Genomic DNA, 16,910 nt, shown 5'->3' on the forward strand with positions numbered 1-16,910 from the left:
CTGATTGGGCTAGGGGCCCACCAAGGTTACCGAACCCATTCAAACTCCGAATGCCCGAAGCACAGGCCTTGGGAGTCAGACTGCGGGGGATAAGCTCCGTAGTCGAGAGGGAAACAGCCCAGATCACCAGCTAAGGTCCCCAAGTACAGGCTAAGTGGAAAAGGAAGTGAGGTCGCTAAGACAACCAGGATGTTGGCTTAGAAGCAGCCATTCATTTAAAGAGTGCGTAACAGCTCACTGGTCGAGCGGCCTTGCGCCGAAGATGTAACGGGGCTTAAGCCTGTCACCGAAGCTGTGGGCAGGTGGCAAAAGGCCACATGCGGTAGGGGAGCATTCTGTGCTGGGAGAAGCTGTACCGGAAGGAGCAGTGGACGGCACAGAAGCGAGAATGCCGGTATGAGTAGCGAAAAGAGGGGTGAGAATCCCCTCCGCCGGAAGCCTGAGGTTTCCTGAGGAAGGCTCGTCCGCTCAGGGTAAGCCGGGACCTAAGCCGAGGCCGAAAGGCGTAGGCGATGGGAAATCGGTAGAGATTCCGATGCCACTATTAACCGTTTGAGCGAAGCGGGGACGCGGCGAAGAGGGCAAGCACGCGACTGGAGGAGCGTGTATAAGCCCGAAGGAGGGATAAGGAGGCAAATCCCCATATCCATAACTCCGGAGGGTGATGTCGAGCCGAATGAGGCGAAGTTGTCCAATGAGCCGCCGAGAAAAGCCGCTAGTGAGGTTAATAGTGCCCGTACCGGAAACCGACACAGGTAGGCAGGGAGAGAATCCCAAGGCGCGCGAGAGAACCCTTGTTAAGGAACTCGGCAAAATGGCCCCGTAACTTCGGGAGAAGGGGTGCCGCGATAGGGTGAAAGCCCGAGGCGGTTGCAGTGACCAGGCCCAAGCGACTGTTTATCAAAAACACAGGTCTCTGCTAAGTCGAAAGACGAAGTATAGGGGCTGACGCCTGCCCGGTGCTGGAAGGTCAAGGGGAAGGCTTAGCGCAAGCGAAGGTCTGAACCTAAGCCCCAGTAAACGGCGGCCGTAACTATAACGGTCCTAAGGTAGCGAAATTCCTTGTCGGGTAAGTTCCGACCTGCACGAAAGGCGAAACGACTTGGGCGCTGTCTCAACAAGGGACTCGGCGAAATTGTAGTGTGAGTGAAGATGCTCACTACCTGCGACAGGACGGAAAGACCCCGTGGAGCTTTACTGTAGCCTGATATTGGGTTTTGCTACAGGATGTACAGGATAGGTGGGAGGCTGAGAGGCTGGTGCGCCAGCATCAGTGGAGCCGCCGGTGGGATACCACCCTTCCTGTAGTGAAATTCTAACCAGTGGCCGTAAACCGGTCATGGGACATTGTCAGGCGGGCAGTTTGACTGGGGCGGTCGCCTCCTAAAAGGTAACGGAGGCGCCCAAAGGTTCCCTCAGTGCGGATGGAAATCGCACGAAGAGTGTAAAGGCAGAAGGGAGCTTGACTGCGAGACATACAGGTCGAGCAGGGACGAAAGTCGGGCTTAGTGATCCGGCGGTGGAGCATGGAATCGCCGTCGCTCAACGGATAAAAGTTACCCCGGGGATAACAGGCTTATCTCCCCCAAGAGTTCACATCGACGGGGAGGTTTGGCACCTCGATGTCGGCTCGTCGCATCCTGGAGCTGAAGCAGGTTCCAAGGGTTGGGCTGTTCGCCCATTAAAGCGGTACGCGAGCTGGGTTCAGAACGTCGTGAGACAGTTCGGTCCCTATCCGTCGCAGGCGCAGGATACTTGAGGGGAGCCATCCCTAGTACGAGAGGACCGGGATGGACACACCGCTGGTGAACCAGTTGTTCCGCCAGGGGCATAGCTGGGTAGCCATGTGTGGAGTGGATAAACGCTGAAAGCATCTAAGCGTGAAGCCACCCTCAAGATAAGGTATCCCACTCTTTAAGGAGGTAAGACCCCTGAGAGATGATCAGGTAGATAGGCCGGAGGTGGAAGCGGAGTAATTCGTTAAGCTGACCGGTACTAATAGGTCGAGGGCTTAATCTCATCTCATCATTGTATGCTGTTTTGAAGGTGTGAAAGTGGTTAATATTGAGAGGCCAAAAAGTTAAAAAAGCTGAAATAAAGTGTTGACAAGGCGAAAAAATCTGTTATAATAGAATATGCGAATGAGAGATAAGCAAAAAGTTTTCCGGTGGCAATAGCGGAGGGGCAACACCTGTTCCCATTCCGAACACAGAAGTTAAGTCCTCCAGCGCCTATGGTACTGCGGGGGTAACCCCGTGGGAGAGTAGGTCGCTGCCGGATATTTAAAACTCTGGGGTGTAGCCAAGTGGTAAGGCACTGGGTTTTGGTCCCAGCATGCGCAGGTTCGAATCCTGCCGCCCCAGCCAGGCAAAATCAAAAATAACATGGGCCATTAGCTCAGTCGGTAGAGCACCTGACTTTTAATCAGGTTGTCGGAGGTTCGATTCCTCCATGGCTCACCATTCATCGCGGGGTGGAGCAGTCTGGTAGCTCGTCAGGCTCATAACCTGAAGGTCGGCGGTTCGAATCCGTCCCCCGCAACCATTTTATCGGCGGGAGTAGCTCAGCTGGCTAGAGCATCAGCCTTCCAAGCTGAGGGTCGCGGGTTCGAATCCCGTCTCCCGCTCCATTATAAAGCATTCTAACTTGAAGATGATATTTAATAAAATACGTGGGTCTATAGCTCAGTTGGCAGAGCATGCGGTTCATACCCGCAGTGTCAGAGGTTCGAATCCTCTTAGACCCACCACCCGGAGAGGTACCCAAGTGGCCGAAGGGGCGGGTTTGCTAAACCTGTAGCAGGGTGTAAGCCCTGGCGAGGGTTCGAATCCCTCCCTCTCCGCCAAGGTTACCTGTTTTTTAAGCCCTCATCGTCTAGTGGTCCAGGACACCAGGTTTTCATCCTGGCGGCAGGGGTTCGAATCCCCTTGAGGGTGCCAGTGGGCGAATAGCTCAGTTGGGAGAGCACCTGCCTTACAAGCAGGGGGCCACAGGTTCGAGTCCTGTTTCGCCCACCATTTTAATGGAGGTGTAGCGTAGCTGGCTCAACGCGCCGGCCTGTCACGCCGGAGATCGCGGGTTCGAATCCCGTCACCTCCGCCACATTTATGCCGATGTAGCTCAGTCGGTAGAGCACTTCCATGGTAAGGAAGGGGTCACCGGTTCAAGTCCGGTCATCGGCTCCAGTGGGGATGTAGCTCAGTTGGGAGAGCGCTACACTGGCAGTGTAGAGGCCAGGGGTTCGAATCCCCTCATCTCCACCATTTTTTTAAATTAAATAATATGGAGGGGTGCCCGAGTGGTCAAAGGGAGCAGACTGTAAATCTGCCGGCGATTGCCTTCAAAGGTTCAAATCCTTTCCCCTCCACCATGCGGGAATAGCTCAGAGGTAGAGCGTCTCGTTGCCAACGAGAAGGTCGCGGGTTCGAATCCCGTTTCCCGCTCCATTATGCACCGTTCAGGTGCTTTTTTTATTTTATAATTCTTTTTTCTTGAGATTGAATGAGAATACTTATATAATTTTTATATATCCAGCAAACAACTTTAAACAGTTCATGTACGGTTTATTTAGATACGGAGCACCTGTGGTGCAACCTTAAACTGTTCCTGTATGTTTTATTTAGATACGGAGCACCTGTGGTGACAACATCATTATTAATTATCCATAAAAAATAATTAAGGTGACTAACTATGAAACTAAATTATTCGAGAAAAATAATTTTCCTGGCTTTAATAGTATTATTGATAGTAGTCTTTATATTATCTTTAGCAGTCGGGTCGGTTCATATACCCATTCATCAAATTTGGGCAATTATACTGGACCATGCAGATAGTAATGAAACCTATAAAATAATTATAAAGGATATCAGGCTTCCCCGGATTATTCTAAGTTTCCTGGTTGGTTCAGCTCTGGCTGTATCCGGGGTTGTGTTTCAGGGAGTTATCAGAAATCCCATGGTTGATCCCTATATAATTGGAGTTTCAGCCGGAGCTGGAACAGCTGTTACCCTGGCTATTTTATTTAACTGGAGTATTACCTTTCTGTGGTTTGATACTATGCCAATTATGGCTTTTCTGGGGTCTTTATTGACGATTTTTACTGTATACAGGATGGCACGGGTTAACAAAAAAACTCCGGTAACTACTTTTTTACTGGCTGGTGTAGCGGTTGGCTTTCTGTTAAATGCAGTTATGTCTTTTTTGATGGTTTTTGTTACCGGTGATCTGTATAAAGTTGTTTACTGGTTAATGGGGAGTTTGATTACAGAAGGCTGGAAAGAAGTAAAGATAATAGTTCCGTATTATATACTGGGTTTAATACCTGTCGTTTTTTATTTAAAAGATTTAAACATACTTTTACTGGGTGAAGAGAGTGCCCATAACCTGGGGGTTAATGTAGAAAGGGTTAAATCAATTTTGATTTTTTCAGGTGCTTTATTAACCGCAGCAGCTGTATCTGTCAGTGGAATAATAGGTTTTATTGGATTAATAGTTCCCCATATTTCAAGGCTTATTATTGGCCCTGACCACCGGCGTTTGCTGCCTTTTTCATGGCTTCTCGGAGGTTTATTTCTGGTTGTAAGTGATGATCTGGCCCGGACATTAATTAAACCATCGGAGATACCGGTCGGTATTATTACGGCCCTGGTAGGGGCTCCTTATTTTATATATCTTCTAAAGAAAAAGAAGGATAATTTATGGTGATGCAAAATGATTGAAATTAAAAACCTCAATTTTGGATATTATAATAAGGCAATACTGAAGAATGTTTCGCTGTCTATTGAAAACAAGGAGTTTATAGGTATTATAGGTCCCAATGGGTCGGGTAAATCAACCCTCTTAAAGAATTTAAGTAAAATATTATCGCCTGAATCTGGATTAATATATCTTAATAAAAGATTATTAAATGATTATTCAGTAAAGGAGTTATCCCGTATCCTTTCCGTAGTCCCCCAGGATACTTCTATTCAGTTTAACTTTACTGTTTATGATTTAATATTAATGGGGAGAAATCCCTATATGGACAACTGGGGACGTGTAACCCGGGAAGATAAAGTTATAGTAGAAGAAGTAATGGAGCTAACAGATACCAGTAAGTTACGGGATAAAAAGGTCAGGGAATTGAGTGGTGGGGAACGACAACGGGTTATTATTGCCCGGGCTCTGGCGCAACAACCTGAAATATTACTTTTAGATGAACCCACAGCCAGTCTAGATATTAACTATCAGCAGGAGATTTTTGAATTGCTGTCTCATTTAAACAAAACCATGAACCTGACCATCTTACTGGTATCACATGATTTAAACTTAACAGGTCAGTATTGTAAAAGGCTTATCCTTTTAAAAGATGGGAAAATATTTGCTGCCGGTTCTCCAGAAGAAGTATTAACACCGGCAAATATAAAAAAGGTATATAATACTGAAGTTAAAGTATTAAATAACCCCATATCCAACAAACCCTATGTGGTTTTAATTCCTGGAAAAGAGAAAAAGAGACAGAGGATAAAACCAACCCAAAAACCCCGGGTACATTTGATTTGTGGTGGAGGGTCCGGAAAGGAACTTATGAATACATTACACCAGCAAGGTTACCGGGTAAGTACCGGTGTTTTAAATCAGGGGGATAGTGACTGGGAGAAGGCCATGGAACTGGGTATACCAGTAGTTGAGATTCCACCTTTTGCCCCCATCTGTGAAAAGAGCCTGAAGGATAATGTCGCTTTGATACGGGAAAGTGATGTTATAGTAGTAGCAGATACACCATTTGGATATGGTAATATTGATAATCTTAAAGCAATCAGTGGTATTAAAGATAAACCGATAATAATAGTAAATTCTCATAACATAAAAGAAAAAGACTATACAGATGGCCTGGCTAATAAATACTGGAGTGAAATGGAGAAAAGAGCAAATTGTTATTCCGTTAAAAATGAAGATGAGGTATTGTCTTATCTAAATAAATTATAATATGTAAATAGAGGATTGCTTTTAAAGACACCTGATAGACGGGTGTCTTTTTTTGTTTAAATCGATGGGATGAATTTTCATATTTTAAAGGAAATTTAGTTTTGATGTAGAAACATATAAATATATGAATATTATGGAAAAATTTATTATCAACCTGAATGACCTTTATAGAATATTTTGGTTTTATTTGGATATTTCCCTGGGTAGTCATTACAGGGGAATATGTATAAATATAGGTCAGTGAATTGTGATTTCTGGATAAGTGGGAAGTTTAAATGTCTGCTATAGAAAGATATTACCGACACTTTCAGTCGTAAAGAAGTTAGAAAGAGATATCTTTACGACATTATGGTGTCGGTAAGATGAGAGTTATATGAAGTACTGACAGAAAATAGAGGTGTTAAGTTATGAATTGTAGTCAATGTGGGAAAACAGCAATAAATCAGGTTGAGGGCCAACCGTTATGTGTTGATTGTTATTTAAAATTACAACAAGCTATACAAATGCAGAATAACAGGTATCTTGAAGAAATGAATTATTTGAGTGATATGATGGAAGCAACATTAGGAGTATATGGTGTTTTGCCTAAATATAAAATCAACCAACCAAATCAATATATAAATACAGGCAAAATTTCTTTTAACAATATTAATGTTGATAGAAGTGTTATCGGAGCAATTAATCCTGGTGAAGTTAAGAAAATAGATGTTGCGATGGAGCAAATTAAGAAGAGTGGAAATGATGAATTAGTAGCTGCATTAAAGGATTTTACTGAGAAAATTATAGAAAGTAATGAGTTAAAACAAGAAGAGAAGAATGAATTGTTAGAACAAGTTTCTTTTATTGCATCACAAACTGCTTTACCGAAAGAAAAACAAAAGAAAAGTATAGTAAAACCAATAATGAATAATATTAAAGAAATAGTATCAACAATAGGTACATTATATAATTTATGGGAAAAGGTAAAACCGTTTTTAGATAATATTTTTAGCTAATTGTCAGTACTTCATATAACATAGGGTTTAAGGTTTTGCTGTCGCTTCACCCAAATTCATTCGCCAAGGGCAGTCGCCCTAAGGCTCATGAACTTCTTAAACCCTAGGAACGTTATCTGACATTTGCCTGATATAACAATTAATAAAAAAACTCCTGGGGTTTTTTTCACCAGAAGTTTTAATCCTGCAATGGGGATGTATTTTTTTCTAACCACTTTGTCAATTCTTTTTTTGATAATTGGCCAGCTGATAATTTAATCATTATTTTGTACGTTTCTTTTTCTGATGCAACAATTTCATAACCATTTCTTTGGAGGAAAACATCCATAGCTACAAGGGCAATTCTTTTATTTCCGTCTATAAAAGGATGATTATTACATAAGTGATAACCATAAGCAGCAGCCATATCCATTAAAGTATCATGTAAGTATTTGCCTTCATATGTTGCTTTAGGTTGTTCTAATGCAGAATCAAGTAATTTTTCATCCCTAATACCATGTTTACCGCCATAGGTTTGAAGAAGTTGATCATAAAAATATAAGATTACTTTTTTGGGAATGAATTTTATTTTTTTCATTTTGATAATTCCCTTAATGTGTTTTTAAATTTTTTATTAGTTTTTTCAAAAGCACTGGCCCAATTTTCAAATTCTGGATCAAAAGGGGTTAAGGTAAACCCTTCAGACATTTCTATAACATGGAGTTCTTCACCTTCTTTAAGATTATATTTTTCAATAAGTTCTTTTGGGATTGTAAATCCGAAACTATTTCCAACTTTACGTAATTTAATAGATCTCATAATATCACCTCATAAATATTATAACATTTGTATTACATAATATGCAAGAAGGAAACAGAAAGTAAAAGAACATTTATAAAAAGGGGCAAACGTCAGATAACACGGTGTTCCCATTACGCCAAAGTCCATGGCTACCCTGCGGGACATTGCCTTTGTCATGTCTTTTGTAATCATTGGGGATGGAGGTATTGTGAGCAAAAGCCATGCCAATCCTGTTGGAACGGCAACGTCGGGAACACCGGGAACGTTATACGACATTCCTAAGATTGTAGGCTGAAAAGATGGGAAAGCTATGCCTTCTAAGTAAATTAATTGTATATAAATTAAATTTTTTAAAAGTAGGTGAAAAAATATGGAATTAATATTTATAACCGCTCCCACCTCAATAATTATTATTTTTATAATATTTCGTTATGAAAAGTTGAGAAAAATAAAGAAATATTTTTTTGATTTATTTTATGTAGAAGACAATAAATGGTTTGGAAGATTTGCAATGTACTTTTATCTACTTTATATTTTTAATTATTTAATACACAGTATTTTAATAAAAAATATTTTAGGATTTTTCGTTATAATTTCTGTTATTATTGGTTTTCCTCTACTATATAGAATAGTAATAAAAATTAATCCTTAAAAAACGCATTGAAAATGGGGGACCGGAACGATCGTATAACAATATATTGCCGGTTCCATTCCTGCCGTCATTTCACCCAAATTCCTTCGTTAAGGGCAGTCGCCCTAAAACTCAGGAACTTCGGCAATACGAATACGTTAAGCGACATGGCTCACGCGGGTAAAGGAGAGATAAAAAAATGATAAAGGCAATTATATTTGACATTGATGATACCTTAATTAGTCATACATCAGCAATTAAAAAGGGAAGTAAAAATTTTTATGATAAGTTTATAGCTGAAAAGGGATTCACACTAAGTGAATTTCAAGATATATGGAAAGAAGAACATGATAAGTATATGGAGCAATATTTAAAAAAGGAAATTACATTTCAAGAACAAAAAATATTGAGATTAAAAGGCGTTTTTTCAAGGTTTGGTGAAAATATATCTAGTGCTGAAGCAAAAGAATTTTTTAATTATTATTTATCCGCTTATGAGAATAACTGGACTTTATTTTCTGATGTATGTTTAGAATTACTAAATGACTATTTGCTTGGAATTATATCTGATGGAGACTCAGATCAACAAAGAAAGAAATTAAAAAACAAAAGTATAATAGATTTTTTTGATACAGTAGTTATTTCTGGTGATTTAGGTATATCTAAACCTGATAAGAGGATATTTAAAAAATGTTTGAATGATTTGGATATTAATTCTTATGAAGCTTTATATATTGGCGATAATTATAAAAAAGATTTTATAGGTGCTATTAATTCTGTATTATATGCAGGTTTAATTGATAGAAATGCAGATAAGAAAATTGAATATGTTGGGAACGGCTTTATTATTAATTCATTAGAATTGATTCCAGAAATAATTAAAGAAATAAATAAAAATAAAGATGTTGGGTAAATTTGAGCCACGATCGCCTAACACAGAGTTTCCGGTTCCGCTGCCGCTGCACCCAAATTTCTGAACCTAAGTCAAGTCTGACTAAGGTTCAGAAACTTCGGAAACTCAAAAACGTTATATGACATAATCGCTTACGGTCAGGAGGAATTTGATATGAGCAATCAGAGATTTAAATTTACTAAGGTTTTAAATCATGGAACAAACAATCCGATTGTAAATAGATTGTCTTTACAATTTTTCGAATTATTTAAAACAAATTTAATAAATTTATCTGATAAAAAAATTGAAAAGATAAAAGAATTTCTTCATGAATGTACTCTGGATTTAATTAAAGCACAAGAATTATTTAAAAATTATTTAGAATTGCAGAATGAAACTATAAATAAAATTATTGAAGAAAAAGAAATAAAAATAAAAGAAAATGTTATTCAATATAATGATCCTTCATATGAGTTGAACAAATATTTCGAGGATTTTTTAATAAGAAATGTTATAGCTCTAAGAAAAACAATTAAAATTGCTGAGTGTGTTTTTGACAAAAAATTTGATGGACCTAAAGATTTATTAAAATATTTAAAAAAGGTTTTTACTAATGAAAAAGAGTACATAAAAATGTTAAATGAAGATAGTAAATGGTATAAAGAATTATATGATTATAGAGGAAAAGTTGAACATTCAAAATTAGAAATAACTAATTTTGAAGTATATTTGGATAAAAATGATAAACCTTTAGTGAAAAAACAAATTTTAGTTGATAAAAATTGCACACTAGAAGAATATATGGATGTGACATTATACAATGTTTTTTCTTATTGTGAAGACTTTACAGTGATGTTATTAAAATTACATTGTTCTGACATTATGAGAATTGTTCAGATCCCTGAAAATCAAAGAGAAAATCATAGAAATTTCAAATATACCTATGATCTTCGTGAAGATTTAAAAAGTAAATTACTGGATAAAGAAGATAGTTAAGCGATTACGTCATATAACACAGTGTTACCGCTACGGCTAAAAAACAGCCTGCCCTTCGGGACATGCCTTCTGATACGATGTTTGCATGAGTTATTGTGAATCAGGACGGGAAGCTTATATCACGCAAACATCGTACCAGGCCCCAGTGGGGCGCAGGCACGTCGGGAACACTGGGGACGTTATCTGCAATTGCTAACAGAAAGGATGATATTATGGCTTGTTCAAGATCTAGTGCATTACTTCATACTGCAATTTCAGCTATGATTACTGCCATCGAAACGTATAATAAGCCTGATCATAAATATCGCGAAGAAACATTTTCAATATTAGCATTGAACGCATGGGAATTACTTCTGAAAGCCAAAGTACTTAAAGAAAAAGATAATGATATTAGAGAACTATATATATATGAAAGAAGAACTCTAAAAAATGGTACCAAGAGCAAAAGAAGATATATAAAGAGAAACCGTACAGGTAACCCTATGACAATAAGTATGGGAAAAACCTTAGTTTTAATTGAGAATGAAGGATTAGGTAATATTGATCAAGCAGTAAAAGCTAATTTAGATGCACTTACAGAGATTAGAGATAATTCAATTCATTTGATTAATATGAGTTCTGACTTGTCAAAGGCAATACAAGAATTAGGAACTGCAACTTTACAAAATTTTGTGAAATTAACGAAAAAGTGGTTTGATCATGACTTGAGTCAATATAACTTTTATTTAATGCCACTTGCTTTTTTTAGAGATTTTGATTCTGCTTTAGCAGTAAATCTGACATCTGAAGAAACAAATATAGCTAAATATTTAACATCTTTACATCATTCCTATGATAAGGGTGGTAAAAATGAAGACGAATATGCAGTTACATTAGAACTAAATGTTAGATTAAAAAGATCTGCTTTATCAACAGCAGCGAGGTTAGCATTAGGTGATGATCCAGATGCAATTCCTGTAACACTTACAGAAGAAGATATTCGTTCTTTATATCCATGGGATTATAAAGAATTAACAGAAAGATTACAAGATAGCAGAAGTATCATACTATTCGAAAAGAACTTAAGAAAGATAAACGATATGTAATGTCACGATATTTAGACCCAGATAATCCAAAAAGTGCAAAAAAAGATTTTTATAGCCCAAATATACTCAATGAATTTGATAAGTATTACGAACGTTCGTAAGTACGCAACTGCAGATAACAATATATTGCCGACTTCATTCCTAACGTCATTTCGTCCAAATCCATCAAACCAAGATAGGAGCTATCTAAGGTTTGATGGACTTCGGCAATACGGATACGTTATACGAAATCAATCTAAGAAAGGTTGGTTATTAATGTCAGAGAAAAATTACAAATTAAAAATACCTAAAAAGGAAGCTGAAAAATATTTAAGTGAAAGAATTGAATTGGGTATTAAACTATATGAACGCAAAATATCTACTATTGCTGAATTAGAGCAATCTAAAACTGAATATAAAAAATGGACAGCCTTTAATAAAGATTTGCTTGGAAAAATATTTGAAGAAAATTAAATTATTGAAGATTATAATGGGTTTACTATTGGTGTTATAGGACATTATAGAGAACCTTTAGGACAAAAAATAAAAAGACATAAAGATATTATTAAGAAAAAAATTGAAGCTTTAGAATCTATAAGAGAAAGACTTGTTCTTTTTGAACATTTAGTACATACTGATGAAAAGGATGTGAAAACAGATAATAATAAAGTATTTATAGTTCATGGTCATAATATTGAAGTAAAAGAAACGGTAGCTAGGACAATAGAGAAATTAGGACTTGAGGCAGTCATATTAAATGAAAGACCAAATACAGGGCAAACAATTATCGAAAAACTTGAGAATAATTCAGATGTTGGTTTTGCCATTATTCTTCTTACTCCTGATGACCTAGGAAAAGCTAAGTCAGAAGATGATTATAAATATAGAGCAAGGCAAAATGTTCTTGTAGAAATGGGATATTTTATCGCAAAATTAGGAAGAGAGAAGGTATGTCCTATTTTTTTAGAAGAAGTTGAATTACCATCTGATTTTGATGGTATTTTATATGTGCCATATGACGCAAGTGGTAGCTGGAAATTTATATTAGGGCGTGAATTAAAAGCTGCTGGTTATAATATAGATCTTAATGATATTGCTTGATTGACTTCGTATAACACGGGATTTACGTGACGCCAAAGACCGGCTACCCTACGGGACATTGCCTTTGTTATGTCTTTTGCAGTCAGAGGGTATGAGGATTTGGGTAGCAAAAGCCATATCAACCCTAAAGGGGCGGCAACGTCGTAAATCCCTAGAACGTTAGGTGAAATATGCTGGAGTAAAGAGCACGAGGGAGTATGTCAAAAAAGCAGGTACCTCCTCGGACCTCCTACTTTTTTGACTTGTGGGCTTGATTTAAAAAAAATAACTTACTTTCTGAAGAGTTTCTTGACGTTTCGAAAATGTTGAATCAGTTAGAAGCCATTAGTTTTAATATTAAATTCTATTAAAAATAATAATGATGTAAAAAGAAAACCCAAAAAGAAGTTTTCATAAAATAATATAATTTTGTGTTTCAAATAGTAGAAGGAGAATTTAAAGTTTCTAGGCGCATGCCAAAACGGGCCCCTCCTCGGACCTCCCATTTTGACATGCTTAAGCAGCATACTTCACCTAACACAGTGTTTTCGCTAACACTAAGCAAGAAATCTATAAATAAATGTCCGTTGCCCTTCGGGACATTTGACCTTCCCCCCATTTGTCGGACACTGGGTTTAGGTATATAATTAACCCAGGAGGTGCCCATAATGGGAAGGAAAAAATATTCAGAAGAATTTAAAAGAGAAGCTGTGGAACTTAGTTTTAGCTCGGATAAATCTTGCACAGTTATAGCAAAAGAACTAGGTATAAGTTATCATAATCTAATCAGATGGCGTAGGGAATACAAAAACAAAGGTGACTTAGCTTTCCCAGGCAATGGTAAACAAAAGTTAACCCCTGAACAGGAAGAAATTCAAAGACTAAAAAAAGAATTAAATGATATAAAAATAGAGCGTGATATATTAAAAAAAGCAGTGCGCATCTTCTCAAAGGAACCGAAATGATATATGGTTTCATCCGGGATCACAGTAATGAATTTGCTGTGGAGAAGATGTGCCAGGTTTTAAATGTATCCCGGTCAGGATATTACAGCTGGTTAAATAGAAAACCTGGTAAAAGAGAGTTAACAAATAAAAAGTTAAAGTTGAAGATAGCTGAAATATACTGGCAGACCAGGGGAAGGTGTGGTAGCCCCCGGATACATAAACAGCTTAAAAAAGAGGGTTATCATTATAATATTAAGCGTATTGAACGACTAATGAGGATAATGGGATTAAAAGCAATACAGAAAAGAAAGTTTAAAAGGACAACTAATTCTGACAATAATCTCCCTTTAAAAAATAATCTTCTCAAACGTAATTTTAGCGTTACCCAACCTGATAAAGTCTGGGTATCAGACATAACATATATTCCAACAAAAGAAGGCTGGCTTTATCTTTCAGTAGTGATTGACCTCTATTCTCGCAAGGTTGTTGGTTGGTCAATGGACAATCATATGACAAAAAGGTTAGTGATTGATGCATTGGAAATGGCCGTACTAAATCGTAATCCCTCCAGGGGATTAATTTTTCATTCTGACAGAGGTAGTCAGTATGCCAGCCATGATTTTCAAAAAACACTGTGGAAATACGGTATTATTTCATCAATGAGCCGCAAAGGTGATTGCTGGGACAATGCAGTAGCTGAAAGTTTTTTTGCAACACTAAAAACAGAATTGATTTTCCACAACAAGTATCAGAGCAGGGCTCAGGCAAAACGTGATATATTTGAGTATATAGAGATTTTTTATAATAGGATTCGATTACATTCTTCACTAGATTATAAAAGCCCGGAAGATTACGAGAAAGAAAGAAAAACGTCTAAACTATGTGTCTAATTTATTGGGGGAACCCCAAAGGGGTTGTTGTAGCATAAGTCATGCCAATCCTGGCGGAACGGCAACGCAGGAAATGCCAGGACGTTGGCTGAAATCGGACAAGATTTTTGAATGTTTTTAAATGAGGTAATAAACAATGAAATAAGTTATATTATATATAGAATGGAGTTTGTGACATGCAAACATTTATATTTAAGTATTTAATGAATGCAATTTTTCAACTAATCTTATTTTCTTTATTACCTTTAGTATTTTATATTATAACAAGGAGAACAATAAAAGGATTTTTAGCTTATATTGGTTTAAAGAAAGTTGCCTATATAAAAAGCTTTAAAAAAATCATTTTATTGTTTCTAGCAGCTTATTCTTTTAATTTAATTACTATAACTATTATCTATTTAAAAGGAGAATTAGCAAAAATTAATGCAATAGGAAGTAGTTTTTCTGACGATGACTTAGGCATGATATTTCTGATACTTTCCGTATTAATTTATAGTTTTATTCAAACAGGTTTAAGTGAAGAAATATTTTTTAGAGGTTTTTTAGCTAAAAGATTAATAAGTAAGACAGGTTACTTTTACGGTAATTTAATACAAGCTATAACTTTTGGATCAATACATTATTTTTCTTTGAATGGTGCTTCTACGAAGGTTCGAATATTGGAAATGATTACAGCAACAATTATGGGGTATTTTTATTGTTATATTAATGAAAGAAAAACAAATGGTAGCATTGTGATAGGATGGATATTTCATGCTATTACAAATACTGCAACTGTTATAATATTTTTAGTCTTATAAAAAAGTGTATATTTGTTATAGTGTAATCTTAACTTTGGATTTAGTAAAGAAAAGAGATGGATGTATATAAATAAAAGCTGTCCGACTTCAGCTAACAAAATATTGCCGGTTCCGCTACGCTGCACCCAAATCCATCAGACTAAGTTAGGAGCTATCTAAGTCTGATGGACTTCGGCAATACGGTTACGTTATGTGAAATTCAGCCCTAATTAAAATCATATACCGGTATTTCAAGTTTGCTTGCAGCTTTAATTAATCTATTATCCATAGTTAATAATTTAGCATTTTTTCTACGAGAAGTGACCAAATACATTGCATCATATACAGGGTGATCAATTTTAAAGGATACTGAAATAGCTTCTTCATAAATATTTTTTGGTTCAACAAATTGATCTATAATATTCAGTATTTGCCGCAACTTTCGTAATAATTTATCTTGGGGATAATTTTTAATGGAATGATATTTCCACATAACATTTGAAGCTTCGTAAATGAAAAGGGTGGGAGCAATAATCCAGTCAGCTTTTTCTAGTTTAGACTTAATAAATGGTTGATATTTTCGTCCCATAATAAATTCAATAGCAGCACTAACATCTAAAGTTATTATCATCTTTGACGGTCCTCCCTAATAAGTGGAACAGGGTCAGGTACATTATCAAAATTATCAGATTTGGTTTCATTAATAATTTTATTTAATAATTTTTTACGATGTTTTTTATTTTGTTTTTCCATCTCTAAAGCTTTTTCTAATAAAATAATTGTTTCTTGAGTAATACTTCTGCGGTCTTCTTCAGCAAGTTCAACAATTTTGTTATAAATATGTTCAGGTAAATTACGGACTTGTAAAGTAGGCATAAAGCTACCTCCTTTCTGGGTATATTATAACATAAAAATAAAATGCATGCAATATGCATTAATAATATATGGGAACTATAATGTTGATAACCTGGCTGAACTTCATATAACATGGTGTTGCTATGACGCCAAAGATCGTGGCTACGATGCGGGACATTGCCTTTGTCATGTTTTTTGAAAAAGAGGGATAAAGCAGCAAAAGCCATGCCAACCCTAACGGAAACGGTAACGCCGTAAATTCCAGGGACGTTATGTGAAATTTCCAGCTTAGGTTGGACAATGAAAGTAAGAATAATAGACCGGGTATTATAAAAAATATATTGGAGGAATTTAATTGTGACAATCAAATACAAAAAATTAACTAAAGACGAAGTAAGATTATCATTATTTTCAAACTTTAATCGTTATCAAGAGGTAAAGAAGTGTTGGCGCAAAGACAATGGAGAATGGATATTGAAAGAAATTTGTTTTACTGAACAGTGGGGTCCGGATGAGTATAAATATCTTGTTAAATGTCTAAAGAATACTATAGAAACTGGTGGGACAGTATTTGGTGCATTCAAAAAAAATGTTCTTGTTGGCTTTGCATCTTTAGAAAATCATCTTTTTGGAACTAAAAATGAATATTTACAACTCTCAAACATTCATATATCTTATGAAAATCGTGGGATGAGGATAGGAAAAAGATTATTTTATCTTGTTTGTGAGAGAGCAATAGAAATGGGTGCAAAAAAGTTATATATTTCTGCACATTCAGCAGAAGAAACACAGGCTTTTTATAAAGCATTGGGTTGTATAGAAGCAAAAGAATATAATGAAGCATTAGTTTCTCAAGAACCTTGTGATTGTCAATTAGAATATAGTTTACTTTAAACAATAGATAATATTAAGGAGGAATAATTATGAACCGTCCAATGGCCTTGATATTGATTCGAGAAGCAAATTAATTGAACACCTGCAGTATATAAAAGATAAATTTAATAAAACCATTATTATAACCTCCCATGATGTTG

The 16,910-nt window shown here is 36.6% G+C and carries 15 protein-coding genes, 13 tRNA genes and 2 rRNA genes (1 of these 30 running past the window's edge); 26 read left to right on the forward strand and 4 right to left on the reverse strand.

All coding sequences use genetic code 11. The features are described 5' to 3' along the window. From HORE_RS00100 to HORE_RS00185, 18 genes are all read left to right on the forward strand, one after another. A 23S ribosomal RNA gene (locus tag HORE_RS00100) occupies nt 1–2,019 on the forward strand; it begins 950 nt to the left of the window's first position. A 144-nt stretch (nt 2,020–2,163) separates the two neighbouring features. Then, nucleotides 2,164–2,280 (forward strand): 5S ribosomal RNA (rrf, locus tag HORE_RS00105). Nucleotides 2,281–2,291: 11 nt separating this feature from the next. Beyond that, a tRNA-Gln gene (locus HORE_RS00110) sits at nt 2,292–2,366 on the forward strand. Between the two features lie 20 nt (nt 2,367–2,386). After that, a tRNA-Lys gene (locus HORE_RS00115) sits at nt 2,387–2,462 on the forward strand. A gap of 5 nt (nt 2,463–2,467) precedes the next feature. Further along, nucleotides 2,468–2,544, forward strand: a tRNA-Met gene (locus HORE_RS00120). An 8-nt stretch (nt 2,545–2,552) separates the two neighbouring features. Continuing rightward, nucleotides 2,553–2,629: transfer RNA gene (locus HORE_RS00125), tRNA-Gly, on the forward strand. Nucleotides 2,630–2,673: 44 nt separating this feature from the next. Continuing rightward, nucleotides 2,674–2,749, forward strand: a tRNA-Met gene (locus HORE_RS00130). Nucleotides 2,750–2,752: 3 nt separating this feature from the next. Beyond that, a tRNA-Ser gene (locus tag HORE_RS00135) sits at nt 2,753–2,845 on the forward strand. A gap of 18 nt (nt 2,846–2,863) precedes the next feature. Further along, nucleotides 2,864–2,939 (forward strand) — tRNA-Glu (locus HORE_RS00140). 2 nt (nt 2,940–2,941) lie between these two features. Next, nucleotides 2,942–3,017: transfer RNA gene (locus HORE_RS00145), tRNA-Val, on the forward strand. Nucleotides 3,018–3,024: 7 nt separating this feature from the next. Then, nucleotides 3,025–3,102, forward strand: a tRNA-Asp gene (locus HORE_RS00150). 7 nt (nt 3,103–3,109) lie between these two features. After that, nucleotides 3,110–3,185: transfer RNA gene (locus HORE_RS00155), tRNA-Thr, on the forward strand. Between the two features lie 2 nt (nt 3,186–3,187). Beyond that, nucleotides 3,188–3,263 (forward strand) — tRNA-Ala (locus HORE_RS00160). A gap of 21 nt (nt 3,264–3,284) precedes the next feature. Beyond that, nucleotides 3,285–3,370, forward strand: a tRNA-Tyr gene (locus HORE_RS00165). A 1-nt stretch (nt 3,371) separates the two neighbouring features. Beyond that, nucleotides 3,372–3,446 (forward strand) — tRNA-Gly (locus HORE_RS00170). A 244-nt stretch (nt 3,447–3,690) separates the two neighbouring features. Beyond that, the gene (locus HORE_RS00175) at nt 3,691–4,704 is read left to right on the forward strand and encodes a FecCD family ABC transporter permease (protein WP_012634980.1); all 1,014 of its coding nucleotides are present in this window, start codon (nt 3,691–3,693) and stop codon (nt 4,702–4,704) included. Between the two features lie 6 nt (nt 4,705–4,710). Further along, a complete protein-coding gene (locus HORE_RS00180) occupies nt 4,711–5,967 on the forward strand; it encodes an ABC transporter ATP-binding protein (RefSeq protein ID WP_012634981.1) in 1,257 nt (418 codons plus the stop codon). Nucleotides 5,968–6,374: 407 nt separating this feature from the next. After that, entirely contained in the window at nt 6,375–6,962 is a 588-nt protein-coding gene (locus HORE_RS00185; RefSeq protein ID WP_012634982.1) for a hypothetical protein, read from the forward strand. A 178-nt stretch (nt 6,963–7,140) separates the two neighbouring features. Here the strand turns inward: HORE_RS00185 and HORE_RS00190 are convergent, their stop codons facing one another. After that, nucleotides 7,141–7,539, reverse strand: a complete 399-nt coding sequence (locus tag HORE_RS00190) for a type II toxin-antitoxin system death-on-curing family toxin (protein ID WP_012634983.1) — start codon at nt 7,537–7,539, stop codon at nt 7,141–7,143. Continuing rightward, entirely contained in the window at nt 7,536–7,760 is a 225-nt protein-coding gene (locus HORE_RS00195; RefSeq protein ID WP_012634984.1) for an AbrB/MazE/SpoVT family DNA-binding domain-containing protein, read from the reverse strand. Before HORE_RS00195 ends, HORE_RS00190 begins: the two co-directional genes overlap by 4 nt. An 812-nt stretch (nt 7,761–8,572) precedes the next feature. Between HORE_RS00195 and HORE_RS00205 the strand changes: the two genes are divergently transcribed. From HORE_RS00205 to HORE_RS00235, 7 genes are all read left to right on the forward strand, one after another. Then, nucleotides 8,573–9,286, forward strand: coding sequence for an HAD family hydrolase (locus tag HORE_RS00205; RefSeq protein WP_012634986.1), 714 nt, complete (start codon nt 8,573–8,575; stop codon nt 9,284–9,286). Nucleotides 9,287–9,439: 153 nt separating this feature from the next. Then, nucleotides 9,440–10,261 carry a hypothetical protein gene (locus HORE_RS00210; RefSeq protein ID WP_012634987.1) on the forward strand — a complete coding sequence of 274 codons (822 nt, stop codon included), beginning with the start codon at nt 9,440–9,442 and terminating at the stop codon, nt 10,259–10,261. A gap of 212 nt (nt 10,262–10,473) precedes the next feature. Further along, nucleotides 10,474–11,346: a DUF3644 domain-containing protein gene (locus HORE_RS00215; protein ID WP_012634988.1), complete on the forward strand. Its 873-nt coding sequence runs from the start codon at nt 10,474–10,476 to the stop codon at nt 11,344–11,346. A gap of 255 nt (nt 11,347–11,601) precedes the next feature. Further along, nucleotides 11,602–11,799 (forward strand): hypothetical protein, encoded by a 198-nt coding sequence (locus tag HORE_RS12235; RefSeq protein WP_050748578.1) that lies wholly within the window; start codon nt 11,602–11,604, stop codon nt 11,797–11,799. 174 nt (nt 11,800–11,973) lie between these two features. Then, entirely contained in the window at nt 11,974–12,426 is a 453-nt protein-coding gene (locus HORE_RS00220) for a TIR domain-containing protein (RefSeq protein WP_050748579.1), read from the forward strand. 647 nt (nt 12,427–13,073) lie between these two features. Continuing rightward, nucleotides 13,074–14,242, forward strand: a protein-coding gene (locus HORE_RS00230; protein ID WP_143710006.1) for an IS3-like element ISHor1 family transposase whose coding sequence is annotated in 2 segments (ribosomal slippage) — nt 13,074–13,329 and nt 13,329–14,242 — 1,170 coding nt in all. Because the reading frame shifts where the segments join, the coding sequence is not laid out codon by codon here. 176 nt (nt 14,243–14,418) lie between these two features. After that, nucleotides 14,419–15,042 (forward strand): CPBP family intramembrane glutamic endopeptidase, encoded by a 624-nt coding sequence (locus HORE_RS00235; RefSeq protein ID WP_012634991.1) that lies wholly within the window; start codon nt 14,419–14,421, stop codon nt 15,040–15,042. Nucleotides 15,043–15,247: 205 nt separating this feature from the next. Here the strand turns inward: HORE_RS00235 and HORE_RS00240 are convergent, their stop codons facing one another. Together HORE_RS00240 and HORE_RS00245 are read right to left on the reverse strand one after the other, a co-directional pair. Continuing rightward, nucleotides 15,248–15,652 carry a type II toxin-antitoxin system VapC family toxin gene (locus HORE_RS00240; protein ID WP_012634992.1) on the reverse strand — a complete coding sequence of 135 codons (405 nt, stop codon included), beginning with the start codon at nt 15,650–15,652 and terminating at the stop codon, nt 15,248–15,250. Continuing rightward, on the reverse strand, nt 15,649–15,897 hold the full coding sequence (locus HORE_RS00245) for a hypothetical protein (protein WP_012634993.1): 249 nt from the start codon (nt 15,895–15,897) through the stop codon (nt 15,649–15,651). Before HORE_RS00245 ends, HORE_RS00240 begins: the two co-directional genes overlap by 4 nt. A gap of 336 nt (nt 15,898–16,233) precedes the next feature. On the opposite strand from HORE_RS00245, the gene HORE_RS00250 reads away from it, so the two are divergent. Next, nucleotides 16,234–16,770, forward strand: a complete 537-nt coding sequence (locus HORE_RS00250; RefSeq protein WP_012634994.1) for a GNAT family N-acetyltransferase — start codon at nt 16,234–16,236, stop codon at nt 16,768–16,770. Nucleotides 16,771–16,910 lie beyond the last annotated feature (140 nt).

It is taken from the genome of Halothermothrix orenii H 168 (assembly GCF_000020485.1).
GTDB lineage: Bacteria > Bacillota > Halanaerobiia > Halanaerobiales > Halothermotrichaceae > Halothermothrix > Halothermothrix orenii.

Excerpts from the sequence above, each read along its gene's own strand:
- HORE_RS00175 (WP_012634980.1), top strand. The coding sequence starts at position 3,691 with ATGAAACTAAATTATTCGAGAAAAATAATTTTCCTGGCTTTAATAGTA.
- HORE_RS00185 (WP_012634982.1), top strand. The coding sequence starts at position 6,375 with ATGAATTGTAGTCAATGTGGGAAAACAGCAATAAATCAGGTTGAGGGC.
- HORE_RS00190 (WP_012634983.1), bottom strand. The coding sequence starts at position 7,539 with ATGAAAAAAATAAAATTCATTCCCAAAAAAGTAATCTTATATTTTTAT.
- HORE_RS12235 (WP_050748578.1), top strand. The coding sequence starts at position 11,602 with ATGTCAGAGAAAAATTACAAATTAAAAATACCTAAAAAGGAAGCTGAA.
- HORE_RS00245 (WP_012634993.1), bottom strand. The coding sequence starts at position 15,897 with ATGCCTACTTTACAAGTCCGTAATTTACCTGAACATATTTATAACAAA.
- HORE_RS00210 (WP_012634987.1), top strand. The coding sequence starts at position 9,440 with ATGAGCAATCAGAGATTTAAATTTACTAAGGTTTTAAATCATGGAACA.
- HORE_RS00195 (WP_012634984.1), bottom strand. The coding sequence starts at position 7,760 with ATGAGATCTATTAAATTACGTAAAGTTGGAAATAGTTTCGGATTTACA.
- HORE_RS00235 (WP_012634991.1), top strand. The coding sequence starts at position 14,419 with ATGCAAACATTTATATTTAAGTATTTAATGAATGCAATTTTTCAACTA.
- HORE_RS00180 (WP_012634981.1), top strand. The coding sequence starts at position 4,711 with ATGATTGAAATTAAAAACCTCAATTTTGGATATTATAATAAGGCAATA.
- HORE_RS00240 (WP_012634992.1), bottom strand. The coding sequence starts at position 15,652 with ATGATAATAACTTTAGATGTTAGTGCTGCTATTGAATTTATTATGGGA.
- HORE_RS00215 (WP_012634988.1), top strand. The coding sequence starts at position 10,474 with ATGGCTTGTTCAAGATCTAGTGCATTACTTCATACTGCAATTTCAGCT.
- HORE_RS00205 (WP_012634986.1), top strand. The coding sequence starts at position 8,573 with ATGATAAAGGCAATTATATTTGACATTGATGATACCTTAATTAGTCAT.